The organism is Silvibacterium dinghuense, assembly GCF_004123295.1.
GTDB classification, from domain to species: Bacteria; Acidobacteriota; Terriglobia; order Terriglobales; family Acidobacteriaceae; genus Silvibacterium; species Silvibacterium dinghuense.
In genome coordinates, this window is sequence record NZ_SDMK01000004.1 from 323,718 (window position 1) to 340,101 (window position 16,384).

The 16,384-nt window shown below is 62.3% G+C and carries 11 protein-coding genes; 4 read left to right on the plus strand and 7 right to left on the minus strand.

Features of this window, described 5'->3' with window-relative positions:
• Positions 1-3: 3 nt before the first annotated feature.
• The 4 genes from ESZ00_RS17515 to ESZ00_RS17530 all read right to left on the minus strand — a co-directional run bounded on the left by ESZ00_RS17515 (position 4) and on the right by ESZ00_RS17530 (position 4,595).
• Positions 4-600 carry a cytochrome c oxidase subunit 3 gene (locus ESZ00_RS17515; RefSeq protein ID WP_129209687.1) on the minus strand — a complete coding sequence of 199 codons (597 nt, stop codon included), beginning with the start codon at positions 598-600 and terminating at the stop codon, positions 4-6.
• Positions 597-2,291 carry a cytochrome c oxidase subunit I gene (ctaD, locus tag ESZ00_RS17520; RefSeq protein WP_129209688.1) on the minus strand — a complete coding sequence of 565 codons (1,695 nt, stop codon included), beginning with the start codon at positions 2,289-2,291 and terminating at the stop codon, positions 597-599. The genes ESZ00_RS17515 and ctaD overlap by 4 nt, the downstream gene beginning before the upstream one ends.
• A 32-nt stretch (positions 2,292-2,323) precedes the next feature.
• A complete protein-coding gene (coxB, locus tag ESZ00_RS17525) occupies positions 2,324-3,361 on the minus strand; it encodes a cytochrome c oxidase subunit II (protein ID WP_129209689.1) in 1,038 nt (345 codons plus the stop codon).
• A gap of 106 nt (positions 3,362-3,467) precedes the next feature.
• Positions 3,468-4,595: a geranylgeranyl reductase family protein gene (locus ESZ00_RS17530; protein ID WP_164981591.1), complete on the minus strand. Its 1,128-nt coding sequence runs from the start codon at positions 4,593-4,595 to the stop codon at positions 3,468-3,470.
• Between the two features lie 612 nt (positions 4,596-5,207).
• Here ESZ00_RS17530 and ESZ00_RS17535 point away from each other — a divergent pair.
• Positions 5,208-6,056, plus strand: coding sequence for a VOC family protein (locus tag ESZ00_RS17535; protein ID WP_188590855.1), 849 nt, complete (start codon positions 5,208-5,210; stop codon positions 6,054-6,056).
• Positions 6,057-6,441: 385 nt separating this feature from the next.
• Here ESZ00_RS17535 and ESZ00_RS17540 read toward each other — a convergent pair whose 3' ends face one another.
• Positions 6,442-7,245, minus strand: a complete 804-nt coding sequence (locus tag ESZ00_RS17540) for a GntR family transcriptional regulator (protein WP_229741146.1) — start codon at positions 7,243-7,245, stop codon at positions 6,442-6,444.
• Between the two features lie 130 nt (positions 7,246-7,375).
• On the opposite strand from ESZ00_RS17540, the gene ESZ00_RS17545 reads away from it, so the two are divergent.
• Both ESZ00_RS17545 and ESZ00_RS17550 read left to right on the plus strand, forming a co-directional pair.
• Positions 7,376-8,092 carry an N-acetylmannosamine-6-phosphate 2-epimerase gene (locus ESZ00_RS17545; RefSeq protein WP_129209692.1) on the plus strand — a complete coding sequence of 239 codons (717 nt, stop codon included), beginning with the start codon at positions 7,376-7,378 and terminating at the stop codon, positions 8,090-8,092.
• 312 nt (positions 8,093-8,404) lie between these two features.
• Positions 8,405-9,523 (plus strand): SIS domain-containing protein, encoded by a 1,119-nt coding sequence (locus ESZ00_RS17550; RefSeq protein WP_129209693.1) that lies wholly within the window; start codon positions 8,405-8,407, stop codon positions 9,521-9,523.
• A 150-nt stretch (positions 9,524-9,673) separates the two neighbouring features.
• Here the strand turns inward: ESZ00_RS17550 and ESZ00_RS17555 are convergent, their stop codons facing one another.
• Together ESZ00_RS17555 and ESZ00_RS17560 are read right to left on the minus strand one after the other, a co-directional pair.
• A complete protein-coding gene (locus tag ESZ00_RS17555; protein ID WP_164981592.1) occupies positions 9,674-11,725 on the minus strand; it encodes an alpha-L-arabinofuranosidase C-terminal domain-containing protein in 2,052 nt (683 codons plus the stop codon).
• Between the two features lie 114 nt (positions 11,726-11,839).
• Positions 11,840-15,466 carry a TonB-dependent receptor gene (locus ESZ00_RS17560; protein ID WP_129209695.1) on the minus strand — a complete coding sequence of 1,209 codons (3,627 nt, stop codon included), beginning with the start codon at positions 15,464-15,466 and terminating at the stop codon, positions 11,840-11,842.
• 274 nt (positions 15,467-15,740) lie between these two features.
• On the opposite strand from ESZ00_RS17560, the gene ESZ00_RS17565 reads away from it, so the two are divergent.
• Positions 15,741-16,379, plus strand: coding sequence for a response regulator transcription factor (locus ESZ00_RS17565; protein ID WP_164981593.1), 639 nt, complete (start codon positions 15,741-15,743; stop codon positions 16,377-16,379).
• Positions 16,380-16,384 lie beyond the last annotated feature (5 nt).

The following is a 16,384-nucleotide window of genomic DNA, read 5'->3' on the forward strand; positions in this document are numbered from 1 at the left end:
TGCCTACCTGCCGATGATGTAAACCACGGTGAAGACCACGATCCAGATGGCGTCGACGAAGTGCCAGTAGAGCGCCAGGATCTGAACCTTTTCGTTGTGCTCATGCTTGAGCTTGCCGGTCAGCGCGAAGATCAGCGTGAGCGTCAGGCCGATGAGACCGAAGATCACGTGCGTCGCGTGCAGGCCGACCAGCGAATAGAAGGTCGTGCCGAAAAGGTTGGTGCTGATGGTGAGCCCGTCCTCGTGGATCAGCTTGTACCATTCCACGCCCGTGCCATAGAGAAAGTAGCTGCCGAGCGCGATCGTGATCGCCCACCACAGCGAGAAGCCCTTCATCTTGCCGTGCTCGAGCGCCCGCTCGGCCAGCATGATCGTAATCGAGCTCGAAAGCAGCGCGATCGAGTTGATGATCGGCACTTCCAGAACCGCAGGCGTCGGCCCGAACGTGGTCTTACCGATATAGAAGAGGTAAGCCAGAACGAAAATGATGAAGATCGCCGACTCGGCCACGATCAGGCAGTACATGCCGACCTTGCCCTTGGAAGGCAGCTTCCACGGCTGATCGTCAGAAATATGCGGAGTAAGAGGAATCGCGCTCATGCTTCGTACTTCCAATCGGGGTCTTCAGGATGCTTGAGGTCCCAGAGCGGACGGCGGCTGCCGACCACAGGATCGATGGCGAAGTTGTAGTCCGGCGGCGGCGACGAGGTCGTCCACTCCAGCGTCCACGCATCCCAGGGATCGGGACCCGCTTCCTCGCCCTTCCGCAGCGAAACGATCATGTTGTAGGCGAAGACCAGCGTGGCGATGCCCTGGATGATGCCTCCGATCGAAACCACCAGGTTCCACGGGCCCCAGCCGCGATCCGGCTCGTAGGTGTAGATCGAGCGCGGCATGCCCAGGATGCCGGGAACGTGCATGGTGTCGAAGGTGAGGTGGAAGCCGATGATGAACAGCCAGAAGTGCCACTTGCCGATCTTCTCGCTCAGCATCTTGCCGGTGGCCTTGGGGAACCAGTAGTACAGTCCGCCGAAGATCGCAAAAACCAGCGCGCCCACCAGCACGTAGTGGAAGTGCGCGATCACGAAGTACGAGTTATGCAGCTGCCAGTCCCACGGCGAGACCGAGAGCATGATGCCCGTCAGGCCGGCGATCAGGAACTGGAAGAGGAACGCGGTGAGGAACAGCATCGGCGTGGCGAAGCGGATCTTGCCGCCCCACATCGTCGCCAGCCAGTTGAAGATCTTGATGCCCGTCGGGATGCCGACCAGCATGGTCGACAGCGTGAAGAAGGCATTCGACACCGACGTCATGCCCACCGTGAACATGTGGTGCGCCCACACGCCCAGCGAGACGAAGGCGATACCCACCGAGGCCGCGGCCATGGCCGGGTAGCCGAAGATCGCCTTGCGCGAGAAGACCGGGATGATCTCGTTCGCAATCGCGAAGGCCGGCAGGATCAGCACGTACACCTCGGGGTGGCCGAAGATCCAGAAGAAGTGCATCCAGGCTACGGCCGAGCCGCCCGCCTGCGTGTCGAAGAAGTGGCCGCCGAGGTAGCGGTCGATGGTCAGCATGATCTGCGCGGCGGTCAGCGGCGTGATCGTGATGAGCGTCAGCGCCGAAACGACGAAGAACAGCCACACGAAGAGCGGCATGCGCATCAGCGTCATGCCCTTGCAGCGCATGCTCACCGTGGTCGCCACGATATTGATCGCCGTGCCCACCGTGCCGATACCGCTGACGATCAGCGAGATGGCCCAGTAGTCGGTAGCGTGGCCGGGCGAGAAGGCGCGCGCCGTCAGCGGCGCATACGCGAACCAGCCCACGTCCGGAGCCGAGCCCACACCGTACAGGCCGCTGCCGCCCAGGAAGCTGTAGTAGAGCAGCGTGCCGCCGAAGGCGGTGACCCAGAAGCTGAAGGCGTTCAGGCGCGGAAACGCCATGTCGCGCGCGCCGATCATCAGCGGCACCAGGTAGTTCGCAAAGCCGAAGATGATCGTCATGCCCACCAGGAACACCATCGTCGTGCCGTGCATGGTGAAGAACTGGTTGTAGGTCTGCGGGCTCAGAAAGTGGTTGTTGGGCATCGCCAGCTGGATACGGATGGCGATCGCCTCGGCGCCGCCCACCAGCAGCCAGAAGATGCCGAACACCGTATAGAGAATGCCCAGCTTCTTGTGATCCACCGTCGTGATCCAGGAATGCGCGATCTCCAGGATCGAGTGCTTGCGCGCAGCTGGAGGAGTAATGTCCAGTGCGCCTTGTATCGGAAGTGTGCTGTCTGCCATCTCGGTCTACTCGTCGCTTTCCATCGTGAAAGTTATTTCAGCGTGGCAAGGTAGGCGGTGAGCTGATCCAGCTGTTCGTCGCTGAGCTTCATCGCGGGCATCAGGGCGCCGGGCTTGATGCTGTCCGGGTCCTTGATCCACTGCCGGAGGTTCTTGGGGTTGTTCTCGATCACGCCGGAAGCCAGCGTGTCGCGGCTCGCCAGGTGGGTCAGATCCGGACCGTAACGGCCGGTCGCCGCCGTGCCTGCCACCGCGTGGCAGTTCATGCAGGCCTGCGTCTCAAACACCTGGCGGCCGGCGGCCACCGTCGGGTCCTGCACGCCGGGCTTCTGCTGATTCGCCACCCAGGCCTGGAACTGCTCGGGCGTATCCACATACACGCGCAGCAGCATCAGCGCATGCTCGGCGCCGCAGAACTGCGCGCACTGGCCCTTGTAGAGGCCGGGATAGAGCGGGTCCATCCAAAGCTCGTTCGGATGATTGGGAATCAGGTCGGTCTTGCCGGAAAGCTGCGGCACCCAGTAGCTGTGGTCCACGTCGGCCGAAAGCAGCTTGAAGTAGGTAGGCTTGGGATCGGTCTTGCTCGAGAGCGGGATGTGCAGCTCATTGGCCGTCACGATACCCAGCTGCGGATAGCGGTACTCCCACCAGAACTGGTGGCCCACCACCGTCACATCGACCGCTTCCTTGGGCTTCGGTGCGTCCTGAATGGCGAAGATCATGCGCGCCGTGGTCAGGAAGAGCACCACCACGATCAGCACCGGGATCACCGTCCAGGCCAGCTCCACCTGCGTCGAACCGTAGATCTGCGCCGGCTCGCTCTTGTCGTCGTTCTTCCCCGCGCGATAGCGGAAGCAGACAAAGGCCATCAGGCCGCCGACCACCAGGAAGATCGCGCCCGTGATCTCGAGCACGAAGTAGGACAGGCTCTGAATCTGCGCCGCCGGTGTCGATGCCGGCGCGTAAATACTAGGGGTAGCCTGCGGCCCCTCCGCAAGGGCAAGCGCGGTGCCGAAGAGCAGCAGCAGCGCAGCAACCACACCCTTCCTCAATTTCCAAAGCCGAAGCATGACAGGTCCTTTCTCCCTAATAAAGATTCCCGGAGTTGACAGGTGGACGGAAAAAGTAGAGAGTAGCGCGAAAAATTATTTTATCAGTGAATCTTTATGCTGGCCCTCAGTCTGCCATCATTGCGGCCAGTTTCCTTACCCCCGCCGCCAGTCCGGCGAGGTTCATTCCCTGCGAAAAAGCCCGTATCGACGCCCTCTTCAGCAACGGCGAAGAGAGCAATTTATATCCACGATTCACATCGCTGTAAAACCATCGCGCACCCGAAGTCGAGAGCGCGAGATCGGCGCGCAGCTTCCGCGTGCGCTCCCGGAATTCCGCATGCGCATTCACGTCCGCGGACACCTCCGTACTCAGCGCAGCAGCAACAGCTCCCGCCGCAGCCTGGCCGCTGACAATCGCAAAATAAATGCCCTCGCCGGTCAGCGGATCGACAAAGCCGCCCGCATCGCCCACCAGAAAGATGCGCTCCGAAGCCGGCTGATGTCCACCCGCGCCGAAGCCCGCATACTGGCCCATCACCTCTTCCAGCATCGCGCTTCCGCAGCGATCGTGTACATAGGCCGACAGCCGGGCGCGATCGATCTTTTCATTCCGGTCATAAGAGTAGAGACCCACATTCACGTGGTCCCCTTTCGGGAAAAACCAGCCGTACCCATCTCGCACCGGCGCAAAATCGAAAATAAGCTCATCGGCTTCGCGGCCGGAAACCGATATGCACGCCTCCAGCGCAAAGGCGCGCCAGAACCAGCGGCCTGCATCAGGATCGGTCATGCGCCGCACCTGGCTGTGCACGCCATCGGCCCCGATCAGAAAACGGGCGCAGAGCTCCTCGCCGTCCACGCGCACGCGGACGGTGTCGGCAGCCTCTTCGATCGACTCGATCGCGCGGATGCGCCGGAACTGCGCTCCCGCGGCCACGGTCTGCTCGAAGCAGAAGGCATCCAGCTCTTTGCGGACGGTCATAAAACAATAGTCTGCCCGCCGGCGGAGAACCGTGCGGTGATCGCCGTCACGTTCGATGGTAAGAGCATGGAGCCGCTGCCGGATCACCGGGTCCACGGAGTAGCGCAGCGCCTCGACCGTCTTGGTCGTGAGTCCGCCGGCACAGGCCTTAGGGCGGGGAAATTCCGCCCGGTCGAGCAGCAGCACGGCATGGCCGGCAAGGGCGAGGTCATAAGCCGCGGCGCAGCCGGCAGGGCCGGCGCCCACGATCATTGCGTCCCAAATCTTCATGAATGGCAAGGAGTCCACCTCTATTGTCGCAAATCTCCCGCACCCTTTGGTCGCGATCCGGCATGGCGGCCCATCCAAGCCCGGGTGCCCCATCTATGACAGACACGTGGTCATGGGTGGGTCTCACACCGATCCAAAAGCAAGAAAAGGAACCCCACGTCTCGATTCCGGGACACAGGAGCCACGGACCTCAGGGCGTATCCACCTATTGCTCAAGCAGGGACCTGTCATTTCGACCGGAGCAGGACTGTTTTCCAGTTCTGCGAAGTGGAGAAACCTGCGGTTTCCTGCCCGGACAGGCGCAAACCGCAGGTCCCTCCGCTGCACTCGCCTGCGGCTCGCTTCGGTCGGGATGACAAGGCAGGGGTAAGTTTTTACTTCCTATGCTTCTCTATGTGGATACAACCGGACAAAAGCTCAGCACCGATCGAATTTTCGGCGTGGTACAACACTGGTACTGTGCGGCGTCTCTCATGGAACCCGAACAATTCCGGATCGCGACCAACGGAAGCGAAGGCGCGAAGCGCGGACGCCTGGACGACCAGTCCCCGAAGGCCATTCACCCTGCTCGTCCTCGCCTGCATCGGATTTCTCTGCGGCGGATCGCTGCCCGTGCGGGCGCAGACCGCCTCCGGGGAACCCGCCGCAGCCATCGGCAAAGTCGCAGTCGCGCCGCAGTATGACTCGACGCACGTCTACGTGGCTCCGGACGATGCGGATGCCTTCGTCAAAAGCTTTCTCGGAACCTTCGGAGGAAAGAGCACGCCGCAGGTGATCGTGACCGTGACGCCGACCCCGAGCCGGACCAGCTCGCAACTATTACAGACCCCGGTGGGCATGATTTCCCTGTTTGGCTTCCGCACGCCGATCCCGGTTCCCTTCGGAAGCGAGCGCAACGGCTATCTGGTCACCGACATGGATACGGCCATCCGCAAGGCGCGCGCCGCGGGAGCCGATGTCCTGGTGACACCCTTCCCGGACGCCATCGGAGTGGACGCCATCGTGCAGTGGCCGGGCGGCGTCAACATGCAGCTCTACTGGCACACGAAAGCGCCCTCTTATCCGCCGCTGCCCCACATTCCGGAGAACCGGGTCTACGTTTCCGAAGATCGGGCCGCAAGCTTCGTGACCGCCTTCCTGCAATTCTCCGGCGGACACGTGGACTCGGATGAAAAGGTTCCCGGCAGCGTCATCGGCAAAACCGATGGCACCATTCGCCGCATCCGCATCACATCGGATTTCGGAAAGATGGTCGTCTTCGTCACCGATGGCCATCTCGTCTATCCCTACGGAGCGGAGACGACCGGCTATGAGGTGGACGACCTTCCGGCCACGCTGACGAAAGCGCAGGCGCAAGGCGTCACCGTGCTGGCCGCTCCCGCAGCGATCGATGGCCGGAAGAGCGCCATGGTGCGCTTTCCCGGCGGATACGTCGCAGAGATACATCAGACAAATCCCTGAAGCCGAAGCACGCGCCACGCCCAGCCCTCACAGCCACCGGCGTGTAGGGGGATAGGGTGTAGAAAAATCCTCGGACACGATTCGTCGCGAGGACAAGCACGAGGCAAAGCCGAGGACAGGATTCGCCACGGATTTCAGAATCGGGGTTCGTGCCCTCCCGCCCAGGCGAAGCGTGGACGGGCACCCGGCACCTAGAGATTGTGGCGGGAGGGCATCCCCCCACATCTCAAAGGCGAGACGTGGGGCACCCGGATTCTTATTCTGTTTAAGAGAACAACCTCGAATCGCGACCAGCGGGAGCACCGTGCGAAGCCAAAGGCCGGGACGGCCAGTCCCACGACCAGCGGGAGCGCGGCGCGAAGCGCAGACGCCTGGACGGCCAGTCCTACTCGATCGTCGTCACCGGCACGCGGATCGACGCGCGATAGCGGTCGCCGCGGTAGCGTGAGACGGCCGCCTCGATGGGCGACTCCTGGGTCGTCATAATGACGCGGGTAATCGAGAGCACGCAGGCGCGGCGCGGAATGGTCAGCATCTCTGCCTCGTCCGCTGTGGCGTGCAGCGCTTCGATCGTCTCATCGGCATAGCCCACGCGCACGCCGTAGCGGTCGCGCAGCGCCTGGTAGAGCGAGTGCTGGGCGAAGTCGATGCGCTCCAGGCCGGGAAAGTGGAGCAGCGGAATGTTCGACTCCTCGATGGCCATGGGGATGCCGTCGGCCAGGCGCAGACGGCGCAGGCGCAGGATGCGGTCCGTGCTCTTGAGCTTCAGCTTCTCGGCCAGGCCGGGATCGCTGGCCTCGATCACAGCCTGCTCGAGGAGCCGCGAGCTGGCCTTGAAGCCGCGCTGGCGCATGTCCTCGGTAAAGCCCTGCAGATGCATGATGTTCTTGTCCAGCTTGGGACGGGTGACGAAGGTGCCGCGGCCCTTTTCGCTGAAGGCGTAGCCCTTCATCTTGAGACCGTGCAGCGCCTGCCGCGCGGTCATGCGGCTCACCTGGTACTGGCGTGAGAGCTCCTCTTCGGAGGCCAAAGGATCGCCTTCAGAAAGCTGGCCGGACTGGATCTGCTCCATCAGCGCGCGCTCGATCTGGTAGTAGAGGGGGATGAAGCCATTCTTGTCGAGCGGATGGATGGGAGCAGGCTGCTGGGCCTGCTGCACCGGCGAGGGCGTGTTATGGCTCTTGGGCACGTCGTTGATCCTTCTTCCCGGGGATACGGATACGGCAACTTCCTGATACGACGAATACGAACTTCGCAACGGCATACAGCTAAGATGGAACCTGTGGCCGGCGCGTTTTTATGCAGACGAAACGGCACGCGTGGAGGACCCCATTCCGCATTCTGCCTTCCCTGCTTCCCTGCGCGGCACCTTGATTGTCTCCTGTCAGGCAGCGCCCGGCGATCCGCTCGACCACACCGACACCCTGCGCCGGCTGGCCATCTCGGCCCTGCGCGGCGGCGCGGCCGGACTGCGCGCCAACGGCGCCGAGCAGATTGCCGCCTTTCGCGCCGAGACCGATCGGCCGATCCTCGGCATTCTCAAAAAATACGTGGACGGCGAAGTCGCCATCACGCCCGATTTCGCCTCTGCCCGCGCGGTAGCCGAAGCCGGAGCCGACGTCGTCGCACTGGACTGCACGGCACGCCGCCTCACCGCCGAAGAGCCGTGGCCCGGGCTGGTGCGGCGCATTCATGACGAGCTGCAGAAGCCCGTCCTGGCCGATATCGCAACCCTCGCCGAGGCTGAAGCCGCCGTCCAGGCCGGAGCCGATGCCGTGGCCACCACGCTCTACGGCTTCACACCGGAGACGCGCGGCGCGCGCGCCGTGAACTGGGAGCTGGTGGAAGCGATGGTCGCGCAAACCGGCGTGCCGGTCGTCGTCGAAGGCCACATCAGCCGCCCGGAGGAGGTGCGGCGCGCGCTCGATCTCGGCGCCTGGGCCGTGGTCGTGGGCTCGGCCATCACCCGTCCGGAAACGATTACTGCGCGGTTCTGTCAGGCCATCCATGAAGGTTCCGGTCATTCCCGCTTCTGAGGCTGTTCGCAGAGGCACCCCGATGCTTCTTTTCGCTTGAGGGACGTACAAACCCTCATTCCGCGACCAACGGGAGCACATGCCGAAAGCGGCCCGCTCTGCGCGAAGCAGCTTCCTCCTCTTGTATCGTCTGGAAGGTAACTTGTCTATACATCATGGTACCTTGAAGAAGAATTCCTGCTCTGGCCCGGCTTGCGCGGTTCTGGTCCCCTGCACTTCATCTGCGGATACGGGATCGGACAGGGTCTGGTTCCGGCCAAAGCAGCAGGAATTGCGAAAATACTGAAAAGATCACTGAGGAAGGCCGAATCTATGTCCCGCAATTTCCCGCACGCGATGTTGAAGGAGATCTACGAGCAGCCGCAGGCGCTGGCTGAGACCGTTGCCCGCTATGCTCCCGGCGGCCAGCTTGCCGCAGACGCCTTCCCCGGCATCGCCGAGACCTTTCGCGGACGCCAGCGGCTGGTGATTGCCGCCTCCGGCTCGAGCCGTCATGCCGGCCTCTCCGGCGAAATCATGCTCGAGGACTACGCCGGCCTTGCTGTCGACGTGGAATACGCCAGCGAGTACTGCTACCGCTCGACCCACACCCTGCACGATCCTGCCGTGCTGGTCATCTCGCAGTCGGGCGAAACCGCCGACACGCTCGCAGCTCTCCGCGAAGCCAAAGCGCGCGGACTGAAGACCGCCGCCATCACCAACAACGCCGGATCGACCATGGCCCGCGAGGCCGACTCGTCGCTGCCGACCATCGCCGGCAAGGAAAAGGCCGTCCCGGCCACCAAGAGCTACACCACGCAGCTCACCGTGCTGTATCTGCTCTCGCTCTACGTGGCGCGCCTGAATGGCCGCATGACCGCGCCGACCGTCTCCGCGCACCTCGATCAGCTGAGCCGCCTGCCGGGCCTGCTCGAAGCAGCGCTGCCGGCGTGGGAAGAAAAGGTCGCGAAGATCGCCGAAGACCTCAAGGACTCGAAGCAGTTCCTCTACCTGGGCCGCGCCGTCCATTACCCCATTGCCCGCGAAGGCGCGCTGAAGCTGAAGGAATCGGCTTACATGCAGGCCGAGGGCTATCCCGCAGGCGAGCTCAAGCACGGCCCCAATGCGCTGGTCACCGCCGACGCTCCGCTCGTCGTGCTCGCAACCAGGGACGAGGCCGATCCCGACTCCGTGCTGCGCTACCAGAAGACCGTGCAGCTGATGCGCGACATGAAGGCGCAGGGCGCAACCCTCTTCGCCATCGTGACCGAAGGCGACAAGGAAGCCGCCGCACTCGCCAAGCACTTCATCGAGGTGCCCGCAGTCGACGAGTTCCTGCTGCCCATCCTCGAAGTGGTGCCCTTCCAGCTCTTCGCCTACTTCACCGCCATCGAACACGGCGTGAACGTCGACAGCCCGCGCAACCTGGTCAAGGCCGTCGTCGCGGAGTAAGCGGATACGGTGCCGGGTGGTCCACTCAAGCCTGCCGTTGGCTTGAGTAGGGGCGAATGATCTCCAAAGCGCTGTCATCCCGACCGCAGCGAGCCAAAGGCGAGCGCAGTGGAGGGACCTGCGGTTTTATTCAGCCGCTCACCCCACGCATCAGTGCGCGTGCATCGGAATCTCCATCACCGTGATGCTCGCATTCGGAAAGGTGTACGTGCCTCCGCTCCTGATTGCCTCGGTGTGCTTCACGCCGGAGATGCGATCGGGAGCGTACGCATTGTTCTCATCCAGAATGCCGTTGCCCTGAATCGTCGTGATCCCGGCCATCCCGCTCGCCTCTCCGATCGCGCTCAGATCGAGCGTGGCCTGCTCGGGACGCGTGAGGCTGCGATTGACGCAGAACAGGATCAGCTTCGACTGATCCTCCGACAGCGCCGCCACCACATCCAGATAAGGCGCGTGCGCCACGTCCGGCAGCTGCACCAGCCCCTTTGCGATGCTGTATGTCGGCGAGTCATCCTGCACCCGGAGCAGGAAATGCGGCCCGGCCTGCGCGTAACTGCGCAGCACCCAGTAAGCCGGCGAGGGATACACCTGTCCACGCTTCTTCCAGATGCCGCCGAACTCCAGGATGCCCGTCATGTCGGCGATGGAAACCGTATCCGCGTGGCGCATCATGGTGTTGAGAAAACCGCCGGCAAAGATCGCTCCGCCGAGGTTGCTGTAGTTCGGCACGGTGTGGGAGTCCGTAATCATCAGCCACTCGGTGAATGCGAATTTCAGATCCGGCCGGTGCGCCGCGACGGCCTGCTGCCTCATCGCATCGATGCGGCCGGAGAGCCCCCACGGCACCGCGAGCATAGCCATCGTGCGGAAATCGTCGGAGGCATTCGGAAGCAGCACGCCTTCGTTCACGATGAAATGGCTGGAGAGATACTCGAAATCCTTCGCATCGTCGGTGAGCATCTGCGCGTTCCAGTCATGAAAGAGGCCGCCATCGCCGCCAGTGGCAATCAGGTGAGCCGCCGGATCGACACCGTGCACCGCTTCGCTATTGGCAGCGGTCAGCCGCGCGGCCTGCGCCGGCGCGGGATAGCCCACCTGGTAGCTTCCCCACAGTTCGTTGCCAAGCTCCCAGGTCAGTCCGCCCTTGCCGTCTCCCCAGTGAGCATTGACATAGCGCACCCACGCGGCTGCCTGATCCGTGCGGCCCGTGCCGAGATTGAGCGCGATCTGCGGCTGTGCATGAATGAGCGCACAGAAGCGCAGGAATTCATCGGTGCCGAAGGTGTTGTATTCCGGAATCCCCCATGCAAGGTTCAGCATGCTCACCCGCTTGTCGGCAGGCCCCACGCCGTCATGCCAGTCGTATGCGGATGTGAAGTTGCCTCCGAAGCGGACCAGCGGCGAGTGCAGCGCACGAGCAAGCGCAATCACCTCCGGGTCCATGCCGTCGACGGCGTCATCCGGAAAGAGCGACACGTTATCGATCAGAACCCTGGAGTTGCCTTCGAGTGAGATCGCAAAATCCGCCGGCTCGAGCGAGGCGAGCGTATCCGGCTTGAGCGCCAGGTGAAATTCGTATGGGTTCCATCCTGCCGATGACGCGGTCAGCACAGTCTCGGCAAGCACCTCGGCCGGACGGGAGCTGCGGCGCAGCGAAAGCCTGACCTGCGCAGGGCCATCGATCCGCTTCAACCAGATGCTTCCGTGGTACTGGAGTTCGCGAGCGGCAGGCAGATAGACCTGCTCGCGTATGCCCACCTCTTTCTCCGGCAGCGGCATGAGGAGCATGGACTGCGCCGAGTTCGCCGCATCGCCGCGAATGGGCGCGTAGCGGCTGCCTTCCGCAAAATCGAGCGGCTTCCATGGCGTCGGCAGGCCGAGCGACGAAGCCGCACGCAGATCCGGGTCTGCATTCCACTGCTCTTCCAGATTTTCCGCCGACCACAAGCCCTCTTCGAACGAAGGATTCACCACCACATCCGCCCAGAGGCCTCCGTAGGTGGAGTGGCCGATCGGTTCGAGAAAGCTGCTGAACAGGGTTGGGGCGATCTCCTGCGGCGTCTGCGGACGGCTGACGCGAATCGCGATGGGACGGCCCGCGGGCAGCGGAGCCGATTCCGACATCTGCGCGGAGCTGAGGGAAACAGCGAAGAGCGATGCGGACACAAGGGCGAGCAGGCTGTATGTACGGATCGGTGGCAAGCGCGTCCTACCTATCTGGCTGGCATGATCCCGCAGCGGCGGGTATTCCATCGCTACGCATGTTAAAAGAAGATGGCGCGCCCGGCGAGCGATACAGCCGGGCGCGCAGAGGCATCAGAAGCGGAAGCGTCCCGTGAACTGAATGTTCCTCGGCGTGGTGAGCGTCGCAGTGGGCACGCCGAAGGAAGCATCCGTCGGATTCGTATCGGGCAGCGCAAAGGCGTGCCGGTTGAAGGCGTTCAGCAGCTCCGCCTTGAACTCGAACGAGATGCCTTCGCGGATAGGCGTCGTCTTCAGAATGCTGATGTCTTCGTTGTAGTACTTCTGCGTCCGCACTTCACCGGTGTAGCGCCGTATGTTGCCGAAGGAGTAGGCCCCGCTGCCGCGCACCGCGGTGCTGTTCGGATCGATGAACGCAGCCGCATTGAAGTAGCTGCCGTCTGCCGCGACGAACGGATTCAGATGCCCGGCACGATACGCCGCGCTGGCCAGCGACTGCGTAGGATCGCGCCGGTAGAAGATGTTGTTCTCCCAGCCGGGAATCGAAGTCGCGCAGCAGAAAGGAACCGGCTGCCCGCTCTGATAGCGCTGCACGGTTCCGATCTCCCATCCGCCCGCAACATAGCTCGCGAAGCCATGATTGAGATACGCCTTGTCGTGCCCGAAGGGCAGCTGGTACAGAGGCGCGATCACGAAGGTCTGCGGAATATCCTCGGCGCTGACGGATTTTTCTCCGTGCAGGTTATCGGGATTCTGCACCTGGGGAACGCTCAGCCCTGCGCCGGGCACAGCGCTGTCCGCATTGGTGAAGTTCTTTTCCCAGGTGTAGGAAGCCTGCAGCGAAAGCCCGTTGCGATAGCGGCGGGTGAGCGAAACCAGCATCGCGTTATACGTGGACATGCCCACGTTCTGGAGGCAGCAGCCGGTATCGATGGCATCGTACTGCGCAAACGGACGGAGAGCACGCTGCACCGGAACATTGGCTCCCCACAGCGAGTAGAAGCCGGCGAAGGGCGGCGCGACGCCTGCCGTGTTCCCATTGAGATTGGCGCTCAACTCATCGCCGAGCGAGAACTCGCCGATGGAAATGTTGTTGATGTTCTGCAGCGTGGAGCGCAGGTTCTGCGCCTTGTTACCCAGATATCCGATCGTCAGGATCAGGTCGGGAGCCAGCTGCTGCTCCACCTGCAGACTCCACTCATAAACGGCGGAAGGCTTACCGAACTGCTTTTCAATATAGTTATCCGTAACCGACTGCCCGTTGAAGATACCCGGGTCGAGGTCGGGCGGCTGCGCGTATGCGGGAAAGCCGGAGTCAGCCAGAAATGCCGGAGAGAAGCCATCGCTGCTGGTAAAGTTCGGCTGAATCTTGTAGCCGGCATACATGCCGTTGCCGTCATCGGCATACTGCAGCGGACCATACAGGATCGCGCCGCCGCCGCGAAACACCGTCTGCCCATTCGCGAAGGGCGCGAAGGCAAATCCGAAGCGGGGCGCGATGTCCTTGTAATAGGTATCCGCCCAGCGCTTATTGCCGCTGTAGTTCGTGCCGAAGACCAGCGCACCGGGAACACCGTATTCCGGATCGTTCGCCGTCGGACTGAAATTCGAAGTGAAGTTATGCGCCGCCGTGCGCGGCACATCCACGTCCCAGCGCAGACCGATGTTGAGCGTCAACTTATCGTTGACCTTCAGATCGTCCTGGGCAAACAGCGCATAGTAGTGCGATGTCCAGCGCGGCTGCGTCGCCACTTCGCCGGTGTCGAAGCTGCCGCCCTCCACCTGTCCAAGAAAGAGGCTCGCCAGGCTGCTGCCATCGAGTTCGGAATTCGCGGGATCGGAAGCAGACTGCGCGCGGTCGAAGGTCAGCGCAGGCGTCGGATAGCTGAGCGGCGAGAACTGCTGGATGCGGTAGTCCACGCCGAACTTGAAGCTGTGGCGGCCCTTCTCCTTGCTCACGCCGTCATTGAACCGGAAGCCGTTATCGATCCAGTCGTTGTTCAGCGTATTGCCAAGGCCGCGGTACTGGTCGCGGCTGTCAAAGCTGATGGTCGGAAAGTTAGTAGAGGCCGGAGAGTTGCCGATGCCGATCTGCTGCGCATAGTCGGTGTTGCCCAGCGTGGGATAGGCAAAGTTCGCGCTGTTGGAGCGGTTGAAACCGAAGTTGAAATGGTTGAGAAGCGTGGGGCTGAGGACATAATCCCACCCGAAGCGTCCGAAGTGCGTCTCGAAGTTCTGCTGCCAGGTTGCGGAGTCTTCCGGATAAGGCAGATAAGGCGTTCCGCAGCAGGTGCGGAGATTGTCACGCGTCGAGTAGGAGGCGAAGAACTTATGCTTCGCCGAAGCATTCGCATCGATGCGGATGGTGTACGTGGTGTTATTGATCGGGATCGCGCTCGAATAATAGTAGTTGTTATAGAGTCCAGAAGTCGTGGGCTTGGGGATGTAGTTCAGCAGGTTATTCGCAACCGCGCTGAAGCGGCCGGAAGGAATCACGTTGCCGGCAAATGCGGTGCGGCACGAGGTACCGTTCACCGTGGTTTGCGTAGCAGGATCGAAGATCTCACCCGGATAGACCGTCTGGCCGTCGCAGGGATTCGTACCCGTGCTGCCGCCGGTCGGCGGCGCGGCCGGATTGTAGAGATCGGTGAAGTCGCCGCCGCGCTCCAGCAGCGTGGGAACAGTGCTGATCTGCGTGCCGCCTACCGTCCTCGCAAGCTGCTCCCAGGCGAAGAAGAAGAACAGGCGATCCTTCCCGTTGTACAGGTGAGGAACGATCACCGGACCGCCCAGGCTCACGCCATAATCGTTCTGCTTGTCGTCGGGCCGCCGGTACAGGTCGCGGCAGGTCTCCGTATCGCTTGCGCCGCTGCAGTTCGCAATCAGGTCGCCGTTGTTGAACCATGTGTTCGCATCCAGCGCTTCATTGCGGAAGATATCGAAGAACGTGCCGTGAAAGGTATTTGTGCCGCTCTTGGTGACAAATGTTTCGATGCCTCCACCGGAGCGCCCATACTCCGCCGCGGGAATGCCGGTGATAACGCGAAACTCTGCCAGCGCCTCGACCGACGGTGACTCCTCATCGAACGACGAGCCATTTTCGCTGCGCGTCTGGCTCGCGCCATCCAGCAGATCGTCATTCGCAAAGGACTGGCCGCCGGCAATCTTCAGCGTGTAGATGCCGTTGTTGCTGTTTGCCGTTCCCGGGCCGGTCGTACCGGGCAGAAGAAATTCAAAAGCCTCCGGAGAGCGCAGCGCGCCGACGCCGCCCAGCGCAAGCGGCAGCTGAACAATCTGCCGGGCCTCGACATTGCCGCCGACGTCAGAAGACTGCGTCTCGACGACAGGCGCGGACGCATCCACATGCACCACGGAAGCCGTGCTGCCCGCCCGCAGCGTCAGGTTGAGCGCCGTCGTGCTGCCGATCACAATCTGCACGCCCTGCTGCACCTGCGTTGAAAATCCCTGCGCCGAAGCGGTGATGTCATAGCTGCCGATGCTGAGCTCGGAGAAGGTATAGGAGCCTTCGGGGCTGGAGACCGTTTCGCGCACGATGCCGGTATTGGTCTCGCGCGCGGTGATCTTCGCTCTCGGGATCGCAGCCCCCGTCTGATCGAGAATGCTCCCGGCCAGCGAGCCGCGCACCGATTGCGCGTAGGCCTCAGGAAGCCGCACATCGCAGCTCAAAAACAGAAAAGCTATGCCAGCAAGGAGAGTGACAATCCTGATGATCGTTCTCATGCGTGTACCGCCTCCAAAAGACTTTCCAATGCTTGTACAAAGGCCTCGCGCATGGCTTTTGCCTCGGCGCTCAGGCCAATCAAAATCTGGATAAAACAGGGCTAGGCTCCTGCAGCGAAGACAGTAAGTTTCTGCAGAAGGGAAAGGCAAGATGATGGATGGCCCAAACTCGTCTGGTACAAATGACCCACTTCCGAATCCACCCTGCAAACTTCCGCAGCAATCGCAGAGAAATCCTTATCGCCTCCTCGAATTTGCCGTACATTTTCTAGGTATGTCTGGCCCCGCCGCTCTGATCCGGGTTCTCATCGTCGACGATCATCCCGTCGTCCGCTTCGGTCTTCGCACCATGCTCGAAAGCGAATCCCGCATCTCCGTAACCGGCATGGTCGGCAGCGCGAGAGAAGCCGTGCGGGCGCTCACAGAAACACCGGCCGATGTGGTGCTGATGGACCTGCGCATGCCGGAGCTCGAAGGCTCGGAGGCCATCCTCGAGCTGAAGCGCACACAGCCCGACGCACGCATCCTCGTGCTGACGAACTACGAGTCCGAAGAAGATATCCTCGGAGCGCTGCGCGCAGGCGCAACCGGCTATCTGCTCAAGAACACGCCGCAGGATGAGATCGTGCGCGGCATCGAGATGGTCTTCGAAAACCGGCGCTATGTGCCGCCGTCGATCGCCGACCGCCTGATGGAAACGCTGGGACGCGAAGAGCTGACGCCGAGAGAGCTGGAAGTGCTGATGCTCGTCGCGCGCGGAATGACCAACAAGGAGATCGCGCAGGCGCTCTTCATCAGCGACAAGACCGCGAGAAACCACGTGACCAACTGCCTGCTGAAGCTGAAGGCCAACGACCGCACAGAAGCGGTCACCACGGCCATCCGCCGCGGCATCATCCGGATTTCGGAGTAACCAGA

Excerpts from the sequence above, each read along its gene's own strand:
- ESZ00_RS17515 (WP_129209687.1), bottom strand. The coding sequence starts at position 600 with ATGAGCGCGATTCCTCTTACTCCGCATATTTCTGACGATCAGCCGTGG.
- ctaD (WP_129209688.1), bottom strand. The coding sequence starts at position 2,291 with ATGGCAGACAGCACACTTCCGATACAAGGCGCACTGGACATTACTCCT.
- coxB (WP_129209689.1), bottom strand. The coding sequence starts at position 3,361 with ATGCTTCGGCTTTGGAAATTGAGGAAGGGTGTGGTTGCTGCGCTGCTG.
- ESZ00_RS17530 (WP_164981591.1), bottom strand. The coding sequence starts at position 4,595 with ATGAAGATTTGGGACGCAATGATCGTGGGCGCCGGCCCTGCCGGCTGC.
- ESZ00_RS17550 (WP_129209693.1), top strand. The coding sequence starts at position 8,405 with ATGTCCCGCAATTTCCCGCACGCGATGTTGAAGGAGATCTACGAGCAG.
- ESZ00_RS17560 (WP_129209695.1), bottom strand. The coding sequence starts at position 15,466 with ATGAGAACGATCATCAGGATTGTCACTCTCCTTGCTGGCATAGCTTTT.
- ESZ00_RS17565 (WP_164981593.1), top strand. The coding sequence starts at position 15,741 with ATGTCTGGCCCCGCCGCTCTGATCCGGGTTCTCATCGTCGACGATCAT.